The sequence below is a fragment of the Bradyrhizobium sp. 155 genome (assembly GCF_023101105.1).
GTDB classification, from domain to species: domain Bacteria; phylum Pseudomonadota; class Alphaproteobacteria; order Rhizobiales; family Xanthobacteraceae; genus Bradyrhizobium; species Bradyrhizobium canariense_D.
This window is the reverse complement of record NZ_CP064704.1, coordinates 308,318-331,438: the sequence shown is the minus strand read 5'-3', so window position 1 is coordinate 331,438 and position 23,121 is coordinate 308,318. Positions and strand designations below refer to the sequence as shown.

The window sequence follows — 23,121 nt, the reverse complement described above, 5'->3', positions numbered from 1 at the left end:
CCGCCGTCGTACCGGCGAAGGTGGGGAAGCTACGCCGCCAGCTTCACTGCGTGGGCAAAGTCCCAATAGAGCTTGCGCGCGCGCGTGTAGAGCGGGCCCGGCTGCAGCTCGCGATCGTCGATGCGGATCACCGGCGCGACTTTTGCGAAATTGCCGGTCGAAAAGATCTCGTCGGCGGCGAGGAAGTCGGCGTAACGCAGCGTCTTCTCGACCACGGTGACGCCGTCGGCGCGAAGCAGGCTGACGACGCGCTGGCGGGTGATGCCGTTGAGGAAGGTGCCGTTCGGCACCGGCGTGTAGACCACGCCGTCCTTGGCCATGAACACGTTGGAATTGCCGAACTCCGCGACGTTGCCGAGCATGTCGAGCATCAGCGCGTTCTGGAAGCCGCGCGAGGCGGCCTCGGCAAGCGCGCGCGAATTGTTCGGATAGAGACAGGCGGCCTTGGCCTCAACCGGGGCGCATTCGGCGGTGGGCCTGCGGAACGGCGACAGCGTGATCGCGTTGCCGACCGGCTTTGGCATCGGCGCCTCGTAGATGCACAGGCACCAATCGGTGGTCTCGGGGTCGAACAGCACGCCGCCGCCCGCGCCGTTCCGCGCCCAGTACATCGGACGAACGTAGAGCTCGGCATTCGGCGCGAAGCGTGCGATGCCCTCGTTTGCGAGTGTCATCCAGGTTCCGGAATCGACCACCGGCTTCAGGCCAAAGTTGATCGCGGATTGATTGGCGCGGGCGACGTGGCGGTCGAGATCAGGCGCGACGCCTTCGAACGCCCGCGCGCCGTCAAACACGACCGAGCCGAGCCAGGCCGCATGCGTGCGCGGGCCCATGATCGGCACATTGCCGTCGTGCCATTTGCCCTCGAAGAAGGTCCAGCTCGGCGAATATTCGATGGGCTTTTTGATCTCGGCCATGACCGGCCTCTCCCTTGGCGTGGTGCCGCATTATAGCGCCACTATTGGGCGCAATTTCTAAATGATTCCCTGCGGGAAAATGGTGAGTTACCCTCCCGCGAGGGGAAAGGAAGCACCATGCCGCTCGATCCGCTCGCAAAGCGCTTGTTGACCATGATGGCTGCGGCTGCGCCGCAGGCACGGAGCCGGCCGAGCGTGGAAGCACGGCGGCAATCATTGGCAAAGCTGATGCAGTTTGCGCGCGCCGATGCGCCTGACGTGCCGACGTCCGACGGCGTGCTGCCTGGTCCCGGCGGCGCGCTGCCCTATCGTCTCTATTCACCCGCAGGCGCCGATGATCGCGCGCCCGGCTTCGTGTTCTTTCACGGCGGCGGGCTCGTTGCCGGCAGCATCGCCACGCATGACCGCATCGCGGCGGCGTTGGCACATGCGACCGGTTGCCGCCTCGTCTCGGTCGATTACCGGCTGGCGCCAGAGCACAAATTCCCCGCCGCCGTGGACGATGCGATTGCTGCCACCGAATGGGTGGCGCGCGAGGCCGCATCGCTCGGCATCGACGCCGGGCGTCTGGTGCTCGGCGGCGATTCCGCCGGTGCAACGCTCGCTGCGATCGTGTGTCAGGAGGCGGCGCAGACAGCTGGTCTTTCCATCGTCGCGCAATGCCTGATCTGCCCGGTGCTGGATTTCGAGGAGGCCTCGCCTTCGCGCGAGGCGTTCGCCGAGGGCCACCTGATCGACCGCGTCACGATCGAAGCCGATCTCGCCGACTATCTGCCCGAAGCCTTGGACGCTGCCGATCCCCGCATCTCGCCCTTGCGCGCGACACGGCTTGCGGGCTTGCCGACCGCCATCATTCACACCGCGGAGTTCGACCCGATGCGCGACGAGGGCAATGCCTATGCCCGCAAGCTGCTCGCTGCGGGCGTCACGGTCGAGCACGTCTGCCACGAGGGCATGGTCCACAATTTCCACGCCATGGGCGCAATTCTGCCGCAGGCGCAGCTCGTGCTGTCGCAGATCGGTGAGCAGGTCAGGCGGGCGGTGGGGACGTGAAGCACCTGGTGTTGCCGCCTCCCGCAACGGGAGAGGAAAGAGAATGCCTCACGCTCTTGCCCCGATGACGGAACGCGCCGCCGCGACGTAGTTTGGCCAATGCGCATCCGCATAACGCTCGGCCTGTCGCGCGCAGGTGATTTCGGGCGCATGCGCAGCTGCGATCATGCGCGCAAAGCGCTCTTCGGCGACCGTCACATCATCGGCCGCGGTCGAGGGCGCGGCTCCAGCGGCGGTCGGCGCAACGGCGAGTCCCGCCAGTCCGGCGAGCAGGATGCGGCGTGACGTGTCCATGGCTGTCGTTCCCTCTTCATTGCACTTCGATCGTGACCGGCGAATGCATCGCCATGGCGGCGGCAGGGTACCGTGACGCTTCCGTCCAGTCCAGCAGCTGGGGCAGTGTGGTCAGTCCGGCACCGGCACGTCGAACGTGTTCAGCGTGACCGACACCATGCAGTAAACGCCGACGAGATAGGACAGTTCGGCCGCACCGTGCTCGCCGAATTCCTTGACCGCGGCCCGATAAGTCAGTTCCGGCAGCACGCCGCCGCTGACCAATGCGGACGCCACGTCGTAGGTGACGGCTTCCTGCTTGGTGAGATCGACCGGCCGCTGTCCGGCGACGATGGTCGCGAGCTTCTCGTCGGAGAGGCCGCGCTGCTCGGCAACCAGCACATGCGCATAGAGCTCGTAGCCGGAGCGGAAATGCGAACCGGTGACGAGGATCGCGACCTCACGCACCGGAGCCGGCAGCAGCGGGTTCGCCGCGATCGCCTTGACCAGCTCCCACACAGGCTTGCCGAAGCGCGGCTCGCGGATCCATGGATTCCAGGGCCCGAGCAGCGCGCCGTCGTCGCGCATGTTCACAAAGCCCTTGAAGTGGTCCTTGATGCCCGCTCGCATGTCGTCATAGAGCGGCTTCTGTTCGGCACTCAGGTCTTTCGGATCGAGAATGGGAAGGCGCACGGCAGGTCTCCTCGTTAAGAAGCCGCGAAACTCGCCCGCAGGCGCTCGCAAGGCAAGTGAAGTTGCCGTGACATTCGGTTTGGGGCGAGCCGATGGCGTCGGTTACGATGCTTCCGGCCGCACCAGCGGCTCGCCCAGCGTATGCATCAGCCGGTTGGCCCAGCCGAAGATCGCGGCCGACAGCACCAGGTCGAGCTGCTCAAGCTCGCTCAGCCCGGCCTCGCCAAGTGCGTGCGCATCGTCTGCGCTCGCTTCGATCGGAGTCGTCGAGAGTTTTGTAGCGAAATTGAACAATGCCTGCTGGCGCGTCTCCAGCGTGGCATCGCGCTCGTCGGCAAAGATCTCCTCGACGACCTCTTTGCGCCCGGAGTAATTGATGAAGCGTGAGGCGTGCACGGCGGCGCAATAGATGCAGCGGTTGACGACCGAGGCACTCAGCGCGCCGAGCTCGCGCTCCGCCGGGGACAGGCCGTCCTTGCCATACATAATGAGGTTGAACAGCGGCGAGCGCACCGCGAGCGACTCCGGGTCATGCGCCAGCGTCAGCACGTAAGGCGAGACGCCCTTGTTGGAGGGGGTGACCTTCATCGCCGCGAGCTGCTCGGGCGTTGCCGAGGCGAGCTCGACTGGCGTGACATAAGGCGACCAGGTCGGGACCGTGGTGGTGAAGCTATGGACGACCTCGCTCATCAGGCTTCGACCTCTTTCAGGAGCCTGAGGCCGGCCAGGACCCGCAGCTGGTAGTTCACGAAGGCGCCAAGCTCGGACAGCCGCACGATATCGGCCTCGCTGACGCCGGCCACCTTCAGCGCCGCAATGTCCTGTCGCGTCGCCTCGCGCGGCGAAAGCGTCAGCAGATCGACGTGGCGGGCCATGGCATCGTGAAGAGGATCGCCGCACACACCGCCGGGCCGGGTGAGCACGGCCAAATCAAGATCGCTCGAATGCGCCAGGTAGGATTCGTAATGCGCGATCAGCGCCCCGTCGCCGACATGACGGCACATCCGCGCCGCGAGTGCCGCCCGCAAGCCGTGGCTCAGACCGCCGGGCTCGCGCGGCAGCAGCACCGCGTCATGGGCCGCTTCGCTGAGGCGCAAAATCTCGGTGCGGGCGTTCAGAGCGTGGCCGAGCCGCGACGCCGCGGGCACGCCGACAATGGTTTCGATCAGCGTGGTCAAGCATTGCTCCGCGAGCTCTGTGGATTGGCGACGTCCTCGACGGCGAGCGCCGGCGGCTGCGCCGTATCGAGAAACGCCGACAGGGCAGCCTCGATCGGCATCGGATCAAGGCCGCGAGCTTTCAGCCACGTGGGATCATAATAGGTCTGCCGGTAGCGCTCGCCGGAATCGCAGATCAGCGTGACCAGCGATCCGGTTTGACCGGCGCTGCTCATCTCCGAGGCAATGCGGCACAGCGCCAGGAAATTGGTGCCGGTCGAGCCGCCGACTGGCCGGCGGAGCCGGCGCGACAGCACGTTCATCGCTGCGATCGTTGCGACATCCGGGATCTTCATCATGCGATCGACGACGCCCGGCACGAAGGAGGGTTCGCAGCGGGGCCGACCGACGCCTTCGATCAGCGAAGGCCGCTCGCAAACATGGGAGCGGTCCTGCGAGCGGAAGCAGTCGAAGAAGGCGGAATGCTCGACATCGGCAACGCAGAGCCGCGTCGGGTACTGGCGATAGCGCAAATAGCGTCCGAGCGTGGCCGAGGTGCCACCGGTGCCCGCCCCCATCACGATCCAGTCCGGCAACGGACGCGTCTCGCCCTTCAATTGCGTGAAGATCGATTCGGCGATGTTGTTGTTGCCGCGCCAGTCGGTGGCGCGCTCGGCGAAAGTGAACTGGTCCATATAGTGGCCGTTCAGGCGGGCGGCGAGCGCCGCCGCTTCCGCATAGAGTGCACGACCGTCATCGATCAGATGGCAGTTGCCGCCATAATGCTCGATCGCGGCGATCTTCTCCGCCGATGTCGTGCGCGGCATCACGGCATAGAAGGGCACGCCGATCATCTGTGCGAAATAGGCTTCCGACACCGCGGTCGATCCCGACGAGGCTTCCACCACGGGCGTGCCTTCGCGGATGTGGCCGTTGCAGAGCGCGTAGAGGAAGAGCGAGCGCGCGAGCCGGTGCTTCAGGCTGCCGGTCGGATGCGTGGACTCGTCCTTCAGATAGATGTCGATGCCTGATAGCGCCGGCACGATCAGCCGGATCAGATGCGTGTCGGCGGTGCGGCACTGGTCGGCCTCGATCGCCGCCACGGCCTCATCGACCCAGCCGCGCCGATAGGCCGGTCCGGCCGGATTGTGGTGGCGAAAGGGGTTCGGCTCCATCGACATGACCCTCAACTTCTCATAATGCCTATTGCACATCAAGAAATATTGTTCATTCTATATTCGCATAATGCGGGCACCAGACCATGAACCAGGACGTTATCGACATTCGCCTTCTCGAGGCCTTTGCCGCCGTGATGTCGGCCGGCAGCATCACGGGTGCGGCACGGTTGCTCGGCCGTTCGCAGCCGGTCACGACGCGTCAGATCCAGGATCTCGAGGCTGACGTCGGCTATCTCCTGTTCACCCGGAATGGCCCGCGCATCAGCCCGACGCCGAAAGGCGTCTTGTTTCATGCCGAGGTCGAGCGGCTTCTGATGGGCCTGAAGCACATCCGCCAGCGCGCCAACGCGATCGGCGCGGGTGCGCTTCCCGTGCTCAGCCTGGCGGCGATCCCGGCGCTGGCGGCCGGCTTCGTCCCGGCTGCGCTCGCAGCGCTCGAACGCGAGTTGCTACCAAGCCAGATCCACGTGCAGGCGCTCTCGGCCGAGAATGTGGTGCAATCGGTGCTGTCGCAGTCGGTCGATTTCGGTCTTGCGAGCCTGCCGATCCAGCATCCCGGGCTCGACGTGCAGTGGGTCTGCGAGGTGCCGTGCGTTGCGTGCCTCGCGTTGGATCACCCGCTGGCGAAGAAGAAGGTCATTCGCCTGAAGGACCTTGGTGGCGTCCGGCTGCTGACGATGGCCAACCCCTACCGGCTTCGCCGCCGCGTGGAGGAGGCGCTGGAGCGTGAAGGTGTCGTGCCCGCTGGGGTCATCGATACCAACGCTTCCCTGACGGCGATTGCCATGGCCAAGCAGTCGCTCGGCATCGCCGTGGTCGAGCCGGTGCTGACGTCCAGCCTGCCGGTTGAAGGCGTCGTCACCCGGCCGTTGGACGTGTCCATTTCGTTCCTGTTCGCCGCGATTGCGCCGACCGGGCGCGAGCCGACGCCAACGGTTGCCGCACTCAACGGCGCACTGCGCGCCGCGGTCGCGCTGATGCCGGGCGCAAGGCTGCATAGCGGCGCCACCGCGCTAGCCGAGGCCGGCGACGAAACCAGTCAATTCGAGAAAGCTTCCTCATGACGATGACACCTGGTGCGGCGGGCCTCGGGGCACTTGAAGCGCGCCTGAAGCAGGATCTGGCCTGGCTCGAACTGCCCGCCAAGTCATGGGTGCCCCGCCGCGTCGTCGATGGCGAGGGTGTCTTCGACGTCGTCATCGTCGGTGCCGGCATGGCCGGCCTTGTCGCCTCCGCCATGCTCAAGCGTCTCGGCGTCGACAACCAGCTCGTGCTCGACCGCGCGTGCGCAGGCGAGGAAGGTCCCTGGGTCACGTTCGCGCGGATGCGGACGCTGCGGTCGCCCAAGGAATTGACCGGCCCCGCGATGGGCATGCCGGCGCTGACCTTCCGCGCCTTCTACGAAGCGCAATATGGCGAGCAGGCGTGGCAGGCGCTCGACCGCGCGCCGCGCACGGTATGGATGGATTACTTGATATGGTACCGCAAAGTGCTGGGCCTGCCGGTCCGCAACGGGGTCTCGGTTGCGCGTATCCACGCGCGCCCCGATGAATTGTTCGCTCTCGACATCAGCGAGAGCGGCACGTCGCGACACATTCTCGCCCGGCATGTCGTGCTGGCGACGGGGCGCGACGGCCTCGGCGGCGCTTACGTGCCGCCGCTCGCCGACGGCATCGACCGGCGCTTCTGGGCGCATTCCGCCGATCCTATCGACTTCGAAAAGCTCCGCGGCAAGCGCGTCGCCGTCGTCGGCGCGGGCGCATCCGCGATGGACAACGCGGCGATGGCGCTGGAGTCGGGCGCCGCGCGCCTCGACCTCTTCATCCGGCGCGCGGACATCCCGCGCGTCAACAAGTTCACCGGTATCGGCAGCCAAGGGGTCGTGCACGGCTTTGCCGGCCTGACGGACGACTGGAAATGGCGCTTCCTCGATCACACGCTGAAAGCGCAGACGCCGCCGCCGCGGCAGAGCGTGCTGCGCGTCTCCGCCTATCCGCAGGCGCATTTCCATCTCGCAAGTCCGATCGATGATCTCGTCGTCAAAGAGGATCATCTCATGGTGACGACGCCGAAGGGCCGCTATGCGACCGACTTCATCATCTTCGGAACCGGCTTCAAGGTCGACCTCGCGTTGCGCGACGAGCTTGCCGCGTTTGCGCCGCATATCCGCTTCTGGAGCGACCGCTTCCCGACGCCTGACGGCATGGACAATGCGGAGCTGGAAAACTCGCCCGACCTCGGCGACAGCTTTCAGTTCCTGGAGAAGCAGTCAGGCGCCTGCCCGATGCTGGCACGGCTGCACTGTTTCAACTATCCGGCGACGCTGAGCCACGGAAAGCTTTCCGGCGATATTCCCGCGATCAGCGAGGGCGCCGACCGGCTCGCGCGCGGCATCGTCCGCCGCCTCTTCGTCGAGGATCGCGAGATTCATTTCGCCAACCTCAAGGCCTTCGCAACGCCGGAACTCGTTGGCGACGAATGGCAGGATGCCGACGCCACCCATCAACTCGCCGAATAGGCGCAACCGGACAGGCAAGCGAGAGATGCAGACGAACAGGAAAGCCATCGTGGCCGCGGTCGCCGGCAACGCAATGGAGTGGTACGACTTCACCGTGTTCGCGCTGATGACACCGGTCATCAAGAACCTGTTCTTTCCGGTCGACCCGAAAATTCCGGGCAGTGAGATCAACGCGCTACTGCTGACGACCGCGCTGTTCGGCACCGGCTTCTTCATGCGACCGATCGGCGGCCTCGTGCTCGGCTATTTCGGCGATCGCAAGGGGCGGAAAGCGGCGATGACGCTCGGCATGGGCATCATGGCGCTGTCGGTCGCGCTGTTGGCATTGACGCCGACCTACGCCACGGCCGGCATTGGGGCACCCCTGATCGTGCTGCTGGCGCGGCTGTTACAGGGCTTTTCGGTCGGCGGCGAGTTCGGTACCTCGACCGCCTATCTGATCGAAGCGGCGCCTCCCGGCCGCACCGGCTTCTATGGCTCGTGGCAGATCGCCGGCCAGCTCATGGCCAACGTGCTCGGCGCAGTGCTGGGCGCCGCCCTGACGCTGACCTTCACGCAGGAGCAGCTTGCCGCCGGCGCCTGGCGTATTCCCTTCTTCGTCGGCCTCGTGATCGTTCCGATCCTGCTCTATATGCGCGCCAGCGTCATCGAGCCCGAAGCGTCCCGGCGCAGCATGGCGACGGTGCACAAGGAGGATTTCATCGCCGCGCTGAAGAATCCCGGCCGCAATTTCCTGATCGGCATGGGCATGGTGGTGGCGAGCGCCGTGTCGTTCTACGTCACCTTCGGCTACACCGTGACGTACGCCAAGGAGGTGCTGAAGCTGCCGCTGATGCAGAGCTTCCTGGTTCAGATGATCGCGGCGATCGTGATGGTGATCGTCGTCCCCATTGCCGGCGCCATCTCCGACCGCTACCCGCGCAAGCCGCTGCTGCTGGTCTCGCTCATCGGCTATTTCGTCTCGCTCTATCCGCTCTATAGCTGGGTGATCTCCGAGCCGTCGATCGCAAAGCTCCTGGTCGCCCAGGTCGTCATCGGCTGCTTCAGCGCCTTCTTCCTCGGCGTCTACTGCACCACGCTGGTCGAGCTGTTCCCGATCCGGGTCCGCTCGACCGCGCTTGCCATCGTCAACAATGTCGCGGTGCTGGTATTCGGCGGCTTTGCCCAGTTCTTCGTGACATGGCTGATCGCGCTCACCGGCTCCCCGTTGGCGCCGATCTTCTATGTGATGATCGGCGTCGGCCTCGGGCTGATCGCGGTGATCGCGATGCGGCCGGAGGACGCCGGCCGGGAGCAGGTCGCGGACGGCATCGTCGAACAAGCGTTGTGAGGCCGCTCAAAACTCCAGCGGCGCGTTGTCGACGACTTCCTTCATCACGAAGAAGGTGCGGGTCTGGCGCACGCCGGGCAGCGCGATCAGTTGCTCGCCGTGGATACGGTTGAAGTCCTCCATGTCGCCGACGCGGATCTTGAGGAAATAGTCGAAGTCGCCGGCGACGAGGTGACAGTCGAGCACGAATTTCAGCCTGGTGATCGCCTGCTCGAAGATCGCAAAGCTCTCCGGCGTCGAACGGTCGAGCACGACCCCGACCATCACCAGCGTACCCTTTGCCACCTTCTTCGGCGCGACGATGGCGCGGACGGCGGCGATGAAGCCGTGCTCGAACAGGCGCTGGGTGCGGCGATGGCAGGTGGCGGGACTGATGGCGACGGTTTCGGCCAGCTCGGCGTTGCTGAGCCGGCCGTTATTTTGCAGCAATCGCAACATCTTAAGGTCGACACGATCAAGACGAGCGGACATGGAAGAAGCTTCCGTTCTTAGTACCTAGTCCGAAAGGAATACCACACATCTCGTCCATTATCGCAAGATCATCCGCAATAGAGGCGCAATATTTGAAAGCACCTTTTTGCAGAGCGATGCTAGCATTTTTGGAGACATTAACGCCAATCGGGATGACCTGACGATGCTCGAAAAATTAGCGCGCTATCCGCTGACCTTTGGTCCGACGCCCATCGAGAAGCTGGAGCGGCTGTCAAAGCATCTCGGCGGCAATGTCGAGGTCTATGCCAAGCGCGAGGACTGCAATTCCGGCCTCGCTTATGGCGGCAACAAGCTGCGCAAGCTCGAATACATCATCCCCGACGCGATCGCCTCGAACGCCGACACGCTGGTCTCGATCGGTGGCGTGCAGTCCAACCACACCCGCATGATCGCGGCCGTCGCGGCCAAGATCGGCATGAAGTGCCGCCTGGTGCAGGAGGCCTGGGTGCCGCACGAGGACGCCGTCTATGACCGCGTCGGCAACATCATGCTGTCGCGCATCATGGGCGCCGACGTGCGCCTGGTCGACGACGGCTTCGACATCGGCATCCGCAAGAGCTGGGAGGACGCGATCGAGGAGGTGAAGGCGGCGGGCGGCAAGCCCTATGCGATTCCCGCCGGCGCCTCCGTGCACAAATTCGGCGGCCTCGGCTATGTCGGCTTCGCCGAGGAAGTGCGCAAGCAGGAAGCCGAACTCGGCTTCAAGTTCGACTACATCGTGGTCTGCACCGTCACCGGCTCGACCCATGCCGGCATGCTGGTCGGCTTCGCCGCCGATGGCCGCGCGCGAAAGGTGATCGGCATCGACGCCTCCTTCACCCCGGCGCAGACCAAGGCGCAGGTGCTCTCGATCGCACAGAACACGGCCAAGCTCGTCGAGCTCGGCAAGGATCTCGTCGCCGACGACGTCGTGCTGATCGAGGATTATGCTTATCCCGCCTACGGCGTGCCGTCGGAAGAAACCAAGGAGGCAATCCGCCTCACCGCGCGTCTCGAAGCCATGATCACCGACCCCGTCTACGAGGGCAAGTCGATGCAGGGCCTGATCGATCTCACGCAGAAGGGCTATTTCGAGAAGGGCGCAAAGATCCTCTACGCCCATCTCGGCGGCGCGCCGGCGCTGAACGGCTATGGATATGCGTTCCGGAACGGCTAGCGCGTCGGTGATGTGAGGCGGCGCGCACCTCCCGACGAGTGTCGTCCTGGCGAAAGCCAGGACCGATTACCCCGACTGCCAATTGTTGAAACACGCTGAGGCAGTCAGCGTGCCTTTTCCTACGGCCCGTGGCTATGGATCCCGGATCGGCGCTCCGCTTCGCTGCGCTTGTCCGGGATGACGGCGGAGGTGTGCCCGCGCCCTACCGCGTCCTGACGATCTGCAGCAGCTCGTCGCCGTAATGCTCGAGCTTCTTGTCTCCGATGCCGGGCACATTGCGCAGTTCGTCCAGCGTGGTCGGCCATGCGCGAACGATGCCGTCGATGGTGGCGTCATGCAGCACGACGTAGGCCGGCACGCCACGTGCGCGGGCAATGTCCGAGCGCCACGCTCGTAGCCGCGCGCGCAATTCAGGATCGACATCGCCCTGCGGCGCGTCGGCTGCCGGGGCCAGATCACCGCGGCGGGACTTGGCGCGGCTCGAACGGATCCGGACGCCGGGCGCCTCTTCGCGCAGCCACACTTCCGTTTCGCCCCGCAGCACGCCGCGCGACGAATCCGTCAGCTTCAGCGCGCCGAACGATTCGCTGTCACTCAGCAAATGTCCCATCGCCACGAGCTGCCGCAGCACCGTACGCCACTGCTTCTCGTTGAGCTCGCGTCCGATGCCGAAAACGGTGAGCTTGTCGTGACCGAACTGCGTCACCTTCTCGGTCAGGCGTCCGATCAGCACGTCGATGAGGTGCATCGCGCCGAAACGCTGCCCGGTGCGATAGGCACAGGATAGCAGTTTTTGCGCCAGCACCCTGCCGTCGCGCATTTTCGGCGGCGTCAGGCAATTGTCGCAATTGCCGCAGCCCTCGCCCATCACGATCTCGCCGAAATAGGCGAGCAGCCGCCGGCGCCGGCAGTGCGGCGTTTCGGCGAGGCCAACGAGCGCATCGAGCTTGCCAATCGAGACCCGCTTGAATTCGTCGGAGCCGCTCGACTCGTCGATCATGCGGCGCTGCTGCACGATGTCCGAGAGACCGTAGGCCATCCAGGCCGCCGACGGCTTGCCGTCGCGGCCGGCGCGTCCTGTCTCCTGGTAATAGGCCTCGATGCTCTTGGGTAGATCGAGATGCGCGACGAAGCGCACGTCCGGCTTGTCGATGCCCATGCCGAAGGCAATGGTCGCGACGATGACGATGCCGTCCTCGTTGAGGAAGCGGTCCTGGTTGCGCGAGCGCACGCTGCTGTCGAGCCCGGCGTGATAGGGCAATGCGGCAATGCCGGCGTCGTCGAGCGCCGCGGCGACCTCCTCGACCCGTTTGCGGGAGAGACAATAAACGACGCCCGCATCACCTGCGTGACGCCCCCGGATGAAATCCTTGAGCTGCGACACCGCGTTGCGCTTGTCGACGATCTCATAACGGATGTTGGGACGATCGAAGCTGGAGACGAAGTGCGGACTGTCTGCAAGCTGAAGCCGCTCGACGATCTCCTTGCGGGTCAATTCGTCGGCAGTCGCGGTCAGCGCGATGCGCGGCACGTCGGGAAAGCGCTCGGCGATGATCGACAGGCCGACATATTCGGGGCGGAAATCATGGCCCCATTGCGAGACGCAATGCGCCTCGTCGATCGCGAACAGCGCCACCTTCGCCCGCGCCAGCAGCGCCAGGCAGCGCGGCGTCAGCAGCCGTTCCGGCGCGACATAGAGCAGGTCGAGATCACCCACGATCAGGCGCCGCTCGATGTCGGAGGCTTCCTGCGGGGTCAGCGACGAGTTCAGCGCGGCCGCGTTGACCCCGGCTTCGAGCATGGCGGCGACCTGGTCGCGCATCAGCGCAATCAAGGGCGACACCACGACACCGCAGCCTTCGCGCAGCAGCGCCGGCAATTGATAGCACAGCGACTTGCCGCCGCCGGTCGGCATCAACACCAGGCAATTGCCGCCGCCGGTGACGTGCCGGATGATCTCGCCCTGCGCGCCGCGGAACCCGGGCAGGCCGAACACCGAACGCAGCACCGACAGCGCATCGCGGCCCTGGGCCGGCGCAGGCAGCGGAGCGGTGGAAGGAGAGGACATGGGCATGTCGGGGTGAGGCCGTGAGATTCGTCACAAGGCCAGTCGCATGACCGCGCAGGCGTGGCAAGGCTGTTTGCTCCGCAGGACGCCGCCTTCCACCCTTCGTGGGAAGAAAACTTTCTTACGCCCCGATCCTCCGCAGCGCTTCCGCGACCGTCACGATCGGCATGTCGCGCCTCGCGGCGGCCTGCAGCGCATGGCGCATCAGGTCCGGCGTGCAGCCATACGGGCTCGGCGCGTTGGCGACGTCATGACCGTAGAAGATCAGCCATCCGCCGCTCTCGACCGCCTCGTCGAAATAGCCATCGACACCCGTCGTATTGATCTCGCGATCGACCAGGGGCGAGGCCCGCAGGAACTGGAGATCGATGACGTCGCGATTGACGCCGGGAAGGATGCCGCGCGCCGAGCGGAAGGTCTTGGCGAGCTGCGGCTTGCGCCACACCGACGCGATGCCATAGGGGTAAGCAAAATTTTCGAGCGTGATCGAGGAATCGATGCCGCGAAAATGGCTGCGGTTTCGCTCGATCTCGCGGGCCATGGCGGTCTCGTCGAGATTGACCGCACTCTGGTGCGAGAAGGTGTGGCACGCAATCTCGTGCCCCGCCCGGTGAAGCCGCACGATCGCGTCGTTCGACAGGCCGTGCCAATGGTCCGAGGGACGATCGACCAGGCTGCCCGCGAGATAGAAGGTACCGCGGCCGCCATGCTGCTCCAGAAGCTCGGCGCCCTCGCCTGCGGCGCTATCGGGGGCATCGTCGAAGGTGAAGCTCACCATGGGCGCATGCGCGGGCAGACGGTGCGGCGCGGCACGAAAGTGCCGGGCCAGCCGATTGCTCACGCGTCCCTGGAGTGCCGACCACACGACTCGCATTTCCTGTCTGCCCCGCCGTCACTGAAGCATTCGTGCGCCGCTCGAGGCAAGCTACACACTTCGTTAGTCCTAACGTCGATGCCGTCGTCCCGACCTAACGTGCAAGCACCGACGCGTCGGTCCCCGCGCCGAGATATTGCAGCCAGTTCCGGAACAATGCCGCCGCGGCGCTGCCCGCGGCAATATCGGCACGCAAATTCAGCGCGGGCAGCTCGTTGCTGAGCGCGGGGTGGCGCTGGTGCCTTGCCTGTTTCTCGAAGCGGACCAGCTTCTCTTCGGTCGAAGCGTCAAAATAGCTCACGGGCAGATGCGGATAATTGTCGCGCTCACGCGCGAGATAACGGCCGATGTCGCGCAGATATTCACGCTGAAGCGACAGCGCGTCATATTCCGGATGGCCCTGGAAGAACACGAATCGGCTGGCATATTGGCGGACGAAGGTATCGACGCCGGCCTTTGCCGAACGCGTCAGCACCTGGTAGCCGGCCTCAACGAGGTCGCTCTCGGCGATCTCGTTGAGACGCGAATGCGAGACCTTGAGGGGAGCGGGCGCGGCCCGCGTCAGCGGATCCCTGGTCACGGCTTCGCAGTCGAAAATGCCGTGACATTTGGCCGGCAGCGGCCGCCGTTCGATGCGGTCGAGATGCAGCACCGCGGCATGCGCAGCGAGGCACGACCAGATCGTCGAGCGCGTGTTGACCTTGGCCCAGTCGATCAGCTCGGTGAGATCGCGCCAATACGGTTCCTGGTCGAGCTCAGGCGCGATCGGCTCGGCGCCGGTCACGATCAGGCCGTCGAACCTGTGGCGTCTGAGCTCGGTGAGTTCCGAGTATTCGCTCTCGACATGCCATCTCGCTTCCGGCGAGCGCTTCACCGAAGGCAGCGAGAAGCAGTGAAAGCGGATGCGGCGCGGACCTGCTGCGGCTTGCAGCAGCTTCATGAATTGCCGCTCGGTCGCCTTCAGCGCCGGATCCGGCATGTTGTTGATCAACCCGATCGTGAGCTCGGTGCCGCCGGGCTCGCGCGCCAGATCGCCCGCTCCCGGCACCAGCGCCGGGCTCGATATAGCTTGATCCCTGTCGATCAGGATCGTCATCGGCGCAGCCGCCTACTCCGCGGCCTGGAGGCGCGCGGACGGGCAGGCCTTTTCCAGTGCCTGATCGAGGTCCTCGATGATGTCCTGGCAATGCTCGATGCCGATCGACAAGCGGATCGTTTCCGGCAAAACGCCGGCGACCCGCTGCTGCTCCGCCGACATCTGCCGGTGCGTGGTCGAGGCCGGATGGCAGGCCAGCGACTTGGCATCGCCGATATTGACGAGGCGCGTGATCAGCTTCAGCGCATCGTAGAAGGACTTGCCGGCTTCCATGCCGCCCTTGATGCCGAAGGTGAACAGCGACGAGGCGTTGCCGTCGAGATATTTCTGCACCAGCGGATAATAGGGACTGTCCGGGAAGCCGGTGTAGTTGACCCAGGCCACGCGCGGATCCTTGCGCAGGAATTCGGCGACCTTGCGGGCGTTTTCGCAGTGGCGCTCCATGCGCAGCGCGACGGTTTCGATGCCCTGGAGCAGCAGGAAGGCGTTGAACGGCGACAGCACCGAACCCATGGTGCGCTGATAGATGCTGCGCGCGCGCTCGATATAGGCTGTGCGGCCGAAGCGCTCGGCATAGACGAGGCCGTGATAGGAGGCATCCGGCTTGTTGTAACCGGGGAAGCGGTCGGCGTGCTTGGCCCAGGGGAAATTTCCGGAGTCGACGATGGCGCCGCCGAGCGTGGTGCCGTGACCGCCCAGAAACTTGGTCAGCGAATGCACGGCGATGTCGGCGCCGTAATCGAACGGCTTGAGCAGGATGGGCGTTGCAACGGTATTGTCGACGATCAGCGGCACGCCGTGGGCGTGGGCGACCTTCGCCAGTGCTTCGATGTCGCAGACATTGCCGGCGGGATTGCCGATGGTTTCGGCGAACACGGCGCGGGTGTTCTCGTCGATCAGCCTTTCGATTGCCTCGGGCTTGTCGCTCTCGGCGAAGCGGCCGGTGATGCCCTGCCGCGGCAGGATGTGCGAGAGCAGCGTATGCGTGGTGCCATAGAGCTGCGGCACGGAAACGATGTTGCCGCCGTGATCGGCGACGTTGACGAAGGCGAAATGCAGCGCGGCCTGCCCGGTCGCGACCGCAAGCGCGCCGACGCCGCCCTCGAGCTCCGCGATACGCTTTTCCAGCACCGCGCTGGTCGGATTGGCGATGCGGCTGTAGCGATAGCCTTCGGTCTCGAGATTGAAGAGCGCCGCGCCGTGATCGGCGCTGTCGAAGGCGTAGGCCGCGGTCTGGTAGATCGGCACGGCAACCGCGTGCGTGGTGGCTTCGGGCTCGTAGCCGGCGTGAATAGCGATCGTCTCGTTGCGCATCGTGCCACCTCCGCGTGGAGCGGGCCGCACTTATTGGCCTGTATGAGGCATGTGCGTTGTCCGCCGTCCCTCTGTTAGAGGCGGGTGGTAAAGCGGACAATAATTCGTCTAGAGATCGAGGAAGTAACCCTAACGGTTGTTGGGGAATTGGCTAAAATTCAAGTCAAATTGGATTAATGAAGTTTTGCGGTTGGCGGCAGCGAACACGCTGCACTCCCTTCTCCCCTTGTGGGAGAAGGTGGCGCGAAGCGCCGGATGAGGGGTCTCTATCCATACGGCCAAGCTTGCGTTAGCGGAGAGAGACCCCTCACCCGTCTCGCCGCTGCGCGGCGAGCCACCCTCTCCCACAAGGGGAGAGGGAAACAACTTCGCTGCCCTATCAGTCCATCTGTTCCCACAGCCGATGGGCGAGCACGCCGGCGCGCTTCTCGATCGCGGCCGCTGCATCGAGCGCGAGATCCTCGCGATAGCGCCCGGCAATGAGCTGCACGCCGATCGGCTGGCCATCGTGCAGCGTCACCGGCACCACGGCGCCCGGCAGGCCCAGCACGTTGATCGCGGAGATGAAGCGGATCTCGCCCCAGAAAATCTCGCGCACGCGCTGGGGGCTGACAGTGTCCTCGCGCGGGCTAGGCGTCGGCTTCACCGTGGTCGGTGCCAGCACCACCGGATACTCCTCGAAGAACAATTGCCAGGCGCGAATGTGGCCGTTGCGCGCGGCGGTCGCCTGCATCCAGGCCTTGAGGTCGAGCACGTTGGCCTTGGCTTTCATGCCGCCCCACGCCTTGTGGAAGTCTTCCGACGTCACCTTCAGCATGCCGGCCTCCTGCATCACCATCGTCTCGTTGGTGATGATGTCGCACCAGGTCTGCCAGACGCCGTCGATGTCGGGCACATCGACCTCGCTGACGCGATAGCCGGAACGCTCCAGGTGATCGGCGGCCTGACGCAACGCCGCCGCGACGTGCGGATCGACGTCCATGTCTTCAGGAATCCTGGCGAGCGCGACCTTGATCGGCCCCTTCGGCTTCGGCCCGACCAGCGGCGCCGGTACCCACCAGGGATCGCGCGGATCGCGCTGGCTCATCACCTCCAGCGCGAGCCTGACGTCGGCGACGTGGCGGGCGAGCGGCCCCTGCGCCGACATCAGATGCGCCAGCATCGGCCGCTCGGCGGTTGCGCTTGCGTTGAAGGCCGGAATACGTCCCTGCGTCGGCTTGATGGTCGCAACGCCGTTGCAATGCGCCGGCCAGCGCAGCGAGCCGCCGATGTCGTTGCCGTGCGCGATGGTGCCTATGCCGGCGGCGACCGCCGAACCCGCACCGCCCGAGGAGCCGCCGCAGGTGATATTGGGATCCCAGGGATTGAGCGTCAGCCCGTGCAGGGGATTGTCGGTGAAGCCGCGGAAGGAGAATTCCGGCGTGTTGGTGAGGCCGATGATGATCGCGCCAGCCTTCTTCAGGTTGCGCACCACCGGCGAATCCGACGGCGCGATGAGGTCCTTGTTGGCGGGGACGCCATTGAAGTTCGGACGGCCCTCGTAGTCGACGTTCTCCTTGATCGTGATCGGTACGCCGTGCAGAAGGCCGAGCTCGCCGCCCTTCGCGCGCCGCTTGTCGGCCGCATGCGCCGCGGCCAGCGCCTCCTCAGAGAGATCGACGACAACCGCGTTCAGTCGCGGATTGACGGCCCGCATCCGCTCGAGATGCGCCTCGACGGTCTCGACCGCCGAGATGGCGCTGGAGCGGATGGCGGCTGCGGTCTCGACCGCCGACCATTGCCAGGCCGGGCCTTTTGGGCGGCGTGGTGCCGATGATTTGCGCGGAGCTGCCTGCTTGACCGGCTTGGTTGCAGCCTTCGCGACCTTGCCCTTGCGAACGGCGCTTGTCTTGCTGGAGGTCTTCGCTGCTTTCTTCGCAGCAGATTTCTTCCTGGTCGCCGTCTTCTTCGCCACGTCGCATCTCCTCACATTGCGCCGCGGAAGTTATGGAGGTCACGCCACCGTGTACAGGCGCGTTTCTGCATGGCGCGACTTCACGACGCGTTGTGGCGGCCGAAGGCGCGCGAGAGACGCTCATGCACCTTTGGGGCTTTTCCCACGACGCATGTACTGGTTGAATGATGGAATAAACTGCGGCCAGGTTGCCGCATCGCGACCGGGTTTTGACGCCGCCATTTGGACAGCGGCAATTGGAGCGGACACGGGGCTGATGGCGGAGAGAGTGGGATTCGAACCCACGGTACGGTTTCCCGCACACACGCTTTCCAAGCGTGCGCCTTAAGCCACTCGGCCATCTCTCCGGAGCGCACTCTCTTGAAGGGGCGCCGGTGATTTTGCAAGGGATCGCGGGGAAATCGGATGATTTTTCCGTAAGATATTGTACTTTATAGACAATATCAGGCGCCACGGCGACGCTTGGAACCGGCCGCCCGCTGAACCGGCGGCGGGTTTGGCGCGACGATTCACTCAAGACCGTCAAACACGTCCGGGGGCACCATGACCATCCGCAACACCATTGCCGCGCTGAGCCTGATTTGGGCCCTTGCCGCTGCCTTCGCCGGACCGGCCGCCGCCCAGGTCTGCACCCGGCACGGGGTTGATGTCAGCTGTGACGACGGACGGCGCGGGATGCTTTCGGGCGATGCCATCCTCTGGCCGGACGGCACGCGCTCGAGCGCGACGCCGCATCAAAGCGTCATCATCGGCCACAAGAGCTCAGTGCATGTCGGGCCCGGCGTGTTCGTCGGCCAGGGCAAGGGCATGGTGCCGCTCGACGATCCGAACGCGCCGAACAAGCGGCAGTGTGCGATTCTGGAGGGCGTGTCGTACTGCTATTGAGGCTGTCGTCTTCGCCCCTGCCCTCGCTGTAAAGAACGGGGGAGAAGAAGACTAGATCAACCGCACGCCTGAGATCGCCGACTTGAGCCAGCGCAGCGCTTGCGGCGGCTGGTTGGCGAGCGGCGCGACTGCAGCCTTCTCCGTCCGGCACTTCTCCAGTTCAGCGACGAAATCCGCCGACCATTGCTGGATGGTGTGGCCGCGCAGCTTCTTCATCATCGCATCCCAGCGCATCTTGCGCTCGGTGAGCGGCATCGCCGCCGCGACCGCGATCGCGCGCGCCATGCCGTCGATGTCATGCGGATTGACCAGCAGCGCGGCGTCGAGCTCGTTGGCCGCGCCGGCGAATTTCGACAGCACCAGCACGCCGGGATCAGCCGGATTTTGCGCAGCGACGTATTCCTTGGCGACAAGGTTCATGCCGTCGTGCAGCGGGGTCACCACGCCGATCTGCGCGGTGCGATAGAGGCCCGCGAGCACGGCCTGGCTAAAGCCCTTGTTGAGATAGCGGATCGGTGTCCAGTCGGCCTCGCCGTGGCGGCCGTTGACGTCGGACACGAGCCGCGCGACCTCGTTCTGCAAATTGCCATAGGCTTCGATGGCACCGCGCGAGGGATTTGCGATCTGTAGCAGCGAAATGCTGCGCGCAAAGTGCGGATGCTCGGTCCAGAGCCGATCGAACGCGCTGATGCGGTTGACGAGGCCCTTGGAATAGTCAAGCCGGTCGACGCCGATCGCGAGCCGCTCGCCGTTGAGACTGCGGCGCAGCCGCGACACGTCCGGATGCGACGCCGACTTCGCCGCGTATTGCGCGAACTTCTCGGCGTCGATGCCGATCGGAAACACCTCGCAGCGTGTTCGGCCATGCTGCGAGATCGCAACGCCGTCTTCGACGGCGAGGCCGAGTTCGCCCGCGACATAGCTGAGAAAATTCTGGCAATCGTCATTGGTCTGGAAGCCGATCAGGTCGTAGGCCAGCATCGCCGTGATCAGCTCACGATGATTGGGCACGCCCTGCATCACCGCGGCGACAGGCCATGGCGTATGGAGGAAGAAGCCGATCGGATCGTCGACGCCGAGATCCCGCAGCTCCGCACCGAGCGCGAGGAAATGATAATCCTGCACCCAGAACGCGGTTTGCGCTTTCCGGAAGCGCATCAAGGCGCGCGCCATGAAGGCGTTGACCTCGCGATAGCTGACATAGTCGTCGCGCGAGACGCGGATCAGATCGCTGCGCGAGTGCAGCGCCGGCCACAGCGCCGAATTGGCAAAGCCCTCGTAATAGCCGCCATAGTGCGCCGCCGGCAGGTCCAGCGTCGCAATCGCGCCCGAACCCAGTGCTTCGATCTCGGCAAACGGCTCCTTCTGATGACCGTCACGCACACGGCCCGAGGAACCCACCCAGATCGCGCCCGAATGTTCCACAACGGGTAGCAAGGCCGCCGCGAGACCGCCCGTCATGGGCTCATTGGGCTTGCCGCGCGCGACGCGATTCGAAACGACGACTAAGTTCACAGGTCGTCCCCTCCTGTTTCATTCCACCCCATTTAACTGCCGTTCATCAATATGGTTCCTGATCATCCTTTGCACCAATTGAAACCAAAATCGGGCGTGCGCGTTGGAACCGGTTTACCTCCAGGCAACCTGACGATTTCGCTACACAAAGCCGGATTTGGAACCGTGGCGCGCGCAGCATGAAGCGACGCGCTGGAGGAATTACGCACGCGATATGTGGCTCCGAGATGTCGGTGCCTTATTCCAACCTTGAGTCGTCGAGCAGCCGCGCAAGGAACGTGCGCACATCGTTCGGGGCGTCGAAGTGCCCGTTGACCCCCATAGCGCGGCGACCAACCGAAAAGGCGAGCCCATTCATGTCGGGCATGATCGCGAACACGGTTTCGTCGGTGACGTCATCACCGATGAAGATCGGACGGCGCCCCTTGAAAGGCTCGTGCTTCATCAACTCGCGCACGCCGGTCGCCTTGGTAAAACCGGAATGCTTGATCTCGCAAACGAACTTTCCGGGCAGCACCTCGATCGGCGCATTGGGCAGGTCGGCGCGGATCAGCGAAACGGCTTCGTAGATCGCTTTCTCCGCATGCGGCGCAAGGCGGTAGTGCAGCGCCAGCGAATAGCCCTTGTCTTCGAGCAGAATGCCGGGACTGAGCTTGGCCACCGCCGCGAGCCGCCGCTTCAGCTCCTTATCCAGCGGCGGCGCGCTGACGGCATCGGCTTCGTTGTCAATGGAAAGCCGCATCTCGGCGCCGTGGCCGGCGACGGCGCGAAAGACATCGGGCGCGAAGATCAGGTCGATGTCGTTGAGCGAACGCCCGCTGACCATCGCCAGCGCGCCCGACGTGCGCTCCGTCAGCCGGTTCAGCGTTTCCGACAGGCCTGGCGGCACCCACACCTCACGCGGCGTCGGCATCAGGTCGAGCAGTGTCCCGTCGATGTCGAGCAGGATCGCTGTTTCATTGAGATGCGGCACGAGTGCGTGGGGCACCGGCACCGCATCGGGCGCTTCATCGTCGACCATGGTGCGCTTTAGATCCAATTCAGCCAGTTCCGATTTCATAGTCTACTCCATGGACGCAAGCGGCCGCGCGATTTCTTCGAGCGATCTGCGTTCCGCCGAGATGGCATAGCGCCACGCCACGATCGCGGCCGCGATCATCAGGAACGCCCCCAGCAAATAGCCTGCGAACACGCTCGTGCGTGATCCCGTGTCGATCAGCGCCCCGAACAATGCGGGGCCGATCACGCCGCCGATGCCGGTGCCCACCGCATAGAACACCGCGATCGCGAGCGCGCGGACTTCCAAGGGAAAAGTCTCGCTGACGGTGAGATAGGCGGCGCTCGCGGCGGGCGAGGCAAAGAAGAAGATCACCATCCAGGCGATGGTCTGCCCTTGCGCGCTCAAGGCGCCGATCGAGAACAGATAACCCGACAGCGCCAGCAACACGCCCGACGCGCCGTAGGTGAACATGATCATGGTCCGGCGGCCGAGCGTATCGAACAGGCGGCCGAGCAGCAGCGGACCAAGGAAATTGCCGGCGGCGAAGGGAAGCAGATACCAGCCGACATGATCGGCGCTGATCCCGTAAAAATCGGTCAACACCAGCGCAAAGGTGAAGAAGATGGCGTTGTAGAAGAAGGCCTGCGCGATCATCAGCACGAGGCCGACCATCGCGCGCTGGCGATAGACCGAGAACAGCGTGTGCACCACCTCGCGGATCGGCGTGTGAGTCCGCATTTTCAGGCGGATCCTGGCGAAACGCGCGTGGCTCGTCTCCTGGCCGTGTCCGAGCACCGAGCGCTCGACCTCGTCGACGATCGCGTGGGCCTGGTCGGGACGGCCGTGGATCATCAGCCAGCGCGGACTCTCCGGAATCCACATCCGCATCAAGAGCACGACGAGGCCGATGGCCGCGCCGATGAGATAAGCGAGGCGCCAGCCGAGATCGGGGCCGATCACCGCGGGATCGAGCAGCACGATGGCCGCCACGGCGCCCATGGCGGCACCGATCCAGAAGCTGCCGTTGATGACGAGATCGGTCCAGCCGCGATAGCGCGCCGGCACCAGTTCCTGGATGGTCGAATTGATCGCAGTATATTCGCCGCCGATGCCGGCGCCGGTGAGGAAGCGAAACAGCGCGTAGCTCGCGACATTCCATGACAGAGCGGTCGCGGCCGTCGCCGAGAGATAGAGCGCGAGCGTGATGAAGAACAGCTTCTTGCGACCGATGCGATCGGTCAGCCAGCCGAAGCCGAGCGCGCCGAGCACCGCGCCCGCGAGATAGGCGGAATTGGCAATGCCGAGATCGAGATTGGAGAAATGCAGGGAGGGGCTTTGCTTCAGCGCGCCGGAGAGCGCGCCGGCCAAGGTCACCTCGAGGCCATCCAGAATCCAGGTGATGCCGAGCGCAAGCACGACGCGGGTGTGAAATCCGCTCCACGGCAGCGCGTCAAGCCGTGCAGGAATGCTGGTTTCGATGATGCGATCGGCCGCGGCCACCGTGGAGACCACAGGTCCGTCGTTCGGCGCTGGGCTTCGCTGCAATTCCATCGCGTTGTTGCATCTGACCAATGGACATGGCCCCGGTTCACATGGCGTGGATGGGGGCGATCCGATCAAGGGGGTGCGGCATTCCGCCTGCCACCTG

Annotated in this window: 21 protein-coding genes and 1 tRNA gene; 6 read left to right on the top strand and 16 right to left on the bottom strand. The window is 64.8% G+C overall.

What is annotated here, in order from left to right; all coding sequences use genetic code 11:
• Positions 1–29: 29 nt before the first annotated feature.
• Positions 30–917 (bottom strand): branched-chain amino acid aminotransferase, encoded by an 888-nt coding sequence (locus IVA93_RS01550; RefSeq protein ID WP_018452878.1) that lies wholly within the window; start codon positions 915–917, stop codon positions 30–32.
• A gap of 117 nt (positions 918–1,034) precedes the next feature.
• Here IVA93_RS01550 and IVA93_RS01545 point away from each other — a divergent pair, with 117 nt between their 5' ends.
• Complete coding sequence (locus tag IVA93_RS01545) at positions 1,035–1,970, top strand: alpha/beta hydrolase (RefSeq protein WP_018452877.1); 936 nt, start codon at positions 1,035–1,037, stop codon at positions 1,968–1,970.
• A gap of 48 nt (positions 1,971–2,018) precedes the next feature.
• On the opposite strand, the gene IVA93_RS01540 is transcribed toward IVA93_RS01545, so the two are convergent.
• The 5 genes from IVA93_RS01540 to IVA93_RS01520 form a co-directional block, all read right to left on the bottom strand.
• Positions 2,019–2,264: a hypothetical protein gene (locus IVA93_RS01540; RefSeq protein WP_018452876.1), complete on the bottom strand. Its 246-nt coding sequence runs from the start codon at positions 2,262–2,264 to the stop codon at positions 2,019–2,021.
• A gap of 111 nt (positions 2,265–2,375) precedes the next feature.
• On the bottom strand, positions 2,376–2,936 hold the full coding sequence (locus IVA93_RS01535; RefSeq protein ID WP_018452875.1) for a carboxymuconolactone decarboxylase family protein: 561 nt from the start codon (positions 2,934–2,936) through the stop codon (positions 2,376–2,378).
• 102 nt (positions 2,937–3,038) lie between these two features.
• On the bottom strand, positions 3,039–3,626 hold the full coding sequence (locus tag IVA93_RS01530) for a peroxidase-related enzyme (RefSeq protein ID WP_018452874.1): 588 nt from the start codon (positions 3,624–3,626) through the stop codon (positions 3,039–3,041).
• Positions 3,626–4,114 carry a CMD domain-containing protein gene (locus tag IVA93_RS01525; protein ID WP_018452873.1) on the bottom strand — a complete coding sequence of 163 codons (489 nt, stop codon included), beginning with the start codon at positions 4,112–4,114 and terminating at the stop codon, positions 3,626–3,628. Before IVA93_RS01525 ends, IVA93_RS01530 begins: the two co-directional genes overlap by 1 nt.
• On the bottom strand, positions 4,111–5,268 hold the full coding sequence (locus IVA93_RS01520; RefSeq protein ID WP_039798756.1) for a PLP-dependent cysteine synthase family protein: 1,158 nt from the start codon (positions 5,266–5,268) through the stop codon (positions 4,111–4,113). The genes IVA93_RS01525 and IVA93_RS01520 overlap by 4 nt, the downstream gene beginning before the upstream one ends.
• Positions 5,269–5,354: 86 nt before the next feature.
• On the opposite strand from IVA93_RS01520, the gene IVA93_RS01515 reads away from it, so the two are divergent.
• From IVA93_RS01515 to IVA93_RS01505, 3 genes are read left to right on the top strand one after another with little or no spacing between them, the layout of a single operon-like run.
• Complete coding sequence (locus IVA93_RS01515; protein WP_018452871.1) at positions 5,355–6,335, top strand: LysR family transcriptional regulator; 981 nt, start codon at positions 5,355–5,357, stop codon at positions 6,333–6,335.
• Positions 6,332–7,789: an NAD(P)-binding domain-containing protein gene (locus IVA93_RS01510; protein WP_018452870.1), complete on the top strand. Its 1,458-nt coding sequence runs from the start codon at positions 6,332–6,334 to the stop codon at positions 7,787–7,789. Before IVA93_RS01515 ends, IVA93_RS01510 begins: the two co-directional genes overlap by 4 nt.
• 25 nt (positions 7,790–7,814) lie before the next feature.
• A complete protein-coding gene (locus IVA93_RS01505; protein WP_026232412.1) occupies positions 7,815–9,119 on the top strand; it encodes a citrate-proton symporter in 1,305 nt (434 codons plus the stop codon).
• Positions 9,120–9,125: 6 nt separating this feature from the next.
• Here IVA93_RS01505 and IVA93_RS01500 read toward each other — a convergent pair whose 3' ends face one another.
• Positions 9,126–9,590: an Lrp/AsnC family transcriptional regulator gene (locus tag IVA93_RS01500; RefSeq protein ID WP_026232411.1), complete on the bottom strand. Its 465-nt coding sequence runs from the start codon at positions 9,588–9,590 to the stop codon at positions 9,126–9,128.
• A 163-nt stretch (positions 9,591–9,753) separates the two neighbouring features.
• Between IVA93_RS01500 and IVA93_RS01495 the strand changes: the two genes are divergently transcribed.
• Complete coding sequence (locus tag IVA93_RS01495) at positions 9,754–10,767, top strand: 1-aminocyclopropane-1-carboxylate deaminase (protein ID WP_018452867.1); 1,014 nt, start codon at positions 9,754–9,756, stop codon at positions 10,765–10,767.
• Between the two features lie 202 nt (positions 10,768–10,969).
• On the opposite strand, the gene recQ is transcribed toward IVA93_RS01495, so the two are convergent.
• The 6 genes from recQ to IVA93_RS01465 all read right to left on the bottom strand — a co-directional run bounded on the left by recQ (position 10,970) and on the right by IVA93_RS01465 (position 18,420).
• A complete protein-coding gene (gene recQ, locus IVA93_RS01490; protein WP_018452866.1) occupies positions 10,970–12,835 on the bottom strand; it encodes a DNA helicase RecQ in 1,866 nt (621 codons plus the stop codon).
• Between the two features lie 121 nt (positions 12,836–12,956).
• Positions 12,957–13,700, bottom strand: a complete 744-nt coding sequence (locus tag IVA93_RS01485) for a polysaccharide deacetylase family protein (protein WP_026232410.1) — start codon at positions 13,698–13,700, stop codon at positions 12,957–12,959.
• 103 nt (positions 13,701–13,803) lie between these two features.
• A complete protein-coding gene (metA, locus tag IVA93_RS01480) occupies positions 13,804–14,805 on the bottom strand; it encodes a homoserine O-succinyltransferase MetA (protein WP_018452864.1) in 1,002 nt (333 codons plus the stop codon).
• A gap of 12 nt (positions 14,806–14,817) precedes the next feature.
• Positions 14,818–16,119: an O-acetylhomoserine aminocarboxypropyltransferase/cysteine synthase family protein gene (locus IVA93_RS01475; protein WP_085348411.1), complete on the bottom strand. Its 1,302-nt coding sequence runs from the start codon at positions 16,117–16,119 to the stop codon at positions 14,818–14,820.
• Between the two features lie 379 nt (positions 16,120–16,498).
• A complete protein-coding gene (locus IVA93_RS01470) occupies positions 16,499–18,073 on the bottom strand; it encodes an amidase family protein (protein WP_018452862.1) in 1,575 nt (524 codons plus the stop codon).
• Between the two features lie 257 nt (positions 18,074–18,330).
• Positions 18,331–18,420, bottom strand: a tRNA-Ser gene (locus tag IVA93_RS01465).
• 196 nt (positions 18,421–18,616) lie between these two features.
• On the opposite strand from IVA93_RS01465, the gene IVA93_RS01460 reads away from it, so the two are divergent.
• Positions 18,617–18,958 carry a hypothetical protein gene (locus tag IVA93_RS01460; RefSeq protein ID WP_018452861.1) on the top strand — a complete coding sequence of 114 codons (342 nt, stop codon included), beginning with the start codon at positions 18,617–18,619 and terminating at the stop codon, positions 18,956–18,958.
• A 51-nt stretch (positions 18,959–19,009) separates the two neighbouring features.
• Here the strand turns inward: IVA93_RS01460 and IVA93_RS01455 are convergent, their stop codons facing one another.
• The 3 genes from IVA93_RS01455 to IVA93_RS01445 form a co-directional block, all read right to left on the bottom strand.
• Entirely contained in the window at positions 19,010–20,473 is a 1,464-nt protein-coding gene (locus tag IVA93_RS01455) for a trehalose-6-phosphate synthase (protein ID WP_018452860.1), read from the bottom strand.
• Between the two features lie 238 nt (positions 20,474–20,711).
• Complete coding sequence (gene otsB / locus IVA93_RS01450) at positions 20,712–21,533, bottom strand: trehalose-phosphatase (RefSeq protein ID WP_018452859.1); 822 nt, start codon at positions 21,531–21,533, stop codon at positions 20,712–20,714.
• Positions 21,534–21,536: 3 nt separating this feature from the next.
• Positions 21,537–23,024, bottom strand: a complete 1,488-nt coding sequence (locus IVA93_RS01445; protein ID WP_026232409.1) for an MFS transporter — start codon at positions 23,022–23,024, stop codon at positions 21,537–21,539.
• Positions 23,025–23,121: the final 97 nt, after the last annotated feature.

Excerpts from the sequence above, each read along its gene's own strand:
- IVA93_RS01550 (WP_018452878.1), bottom strand. The coding sequence starts at position 917 with ATGGCCGAGATCAAAAAGCCCATCGAATATTCGCCGAGCTGGACCTTC.
- IVA93_RS01460 (WP_018452861.1), top strand. The coding sequence starts at position 18,617 with ATGACCATCCGCAACACCATTGCCGCGCTGAGCCTGATTTGGGCCCTT.
- IVA93_RS01505 (WP_026232412.1), top strand. The coding sequence starts at position 7,815 with ATGCAGACGAACAGGAAAGCCATCGTGGCCGCGGTCGCCGGCAACGCA.
- IVA93_RS01495 (WP_018452867.1), top strand. The coding sequence starts at position 9,754 with ATGCTCGAAAAATTAGCGCGCTATCCGCTGACCTTTGGTCCGACGCCC.
- IVA93_RS01520 (WP_039798756.1), bottom strand. The coding sequence starts at position 5,268 with ATGGAGCCGAACCCCTTTCGCCACCACAATCCGGCCGGACCGGCCTAT.
- IVA93_RS01530 (WP_018452874.1), bottom strand. The coding sequence starts at position 3,626 with ATGAGCGAGGTCGTCCATAGCTTCACCACCACGGTCCCGACCTGGTCG.
- IVA93_RS01510 (WP_018452870.1), top strand. The coding sequence starts at position 6,332 with ATGACGATGACACCTGGTGCGGCGGGCCTCGGGGCACTTGAAGCGCGC.
- IVA93_RS01545 (WP_018452877.1), top strand. The coding sequence starts at position 1,035 with ATGCCGCTCGATCCGCTCGCAAAGCGCTTGTTGACCATGATGGCTGCG.
- IVA93_RS01540 (WP_018452876.1), bottom strand. The coding sequence starts at position 2,264 with ATGGACACGTCACGCCGCATCCTGCTCGCCGGACTGGCGGGACTCGCC.
- IVA93_RS01500 (WP_026232411.1), bottom strand. The coding sequence starts at position 9,590 with ATGTCCGCTCGTCTTGATCGTGTCGACCTTAAGATGTTGCGATTGCTG.
- otsB (WP_018452859.1), bottom strand. The coding sequence starts at position 21,533 with ATGAAATCGGAACTGGCTGAATTGGATCTAAAGCGCACCATGGTCGAC.
- metA (WP_018452864.1), bottom strand. The coding sequence starts at position 14,805 with ATGACGATCCTGATCGACAGGGATCAAGCTATATCGAGCCCGGCGCTG.
- IVA93_RS01475 (WP_085348411.1), bottom strand. The coding sequence starts at position 16,119 with ATGCGCAACGAGACGATCGCTATTCACGCCGGCTACGAGCCCGAAGCC.
- IVA93_RS01515 (WP_018452871.1), top strand. The coding sequence starts at position 5,355 with ATGAACCAGGACGTTATCGACATTCGCCTTCTCGAGGCCTTTGCCGCC.
- IVA93_RS01445 (WP_026232409.1), bottom strand. The coding sequence starts at position 23,024 with ATGGAATTGCAGCGAAGCCCAGCGCCGAACGACGGACCTGTGGTCTCC.
- recQ (WP_018452866.1), bottom strand. The coding sequence starts at position 12,835 with ATGTCCTCTCCTTCCACCGCTCCGCTGCCTGCGCCGGCCCAGGGCCGC.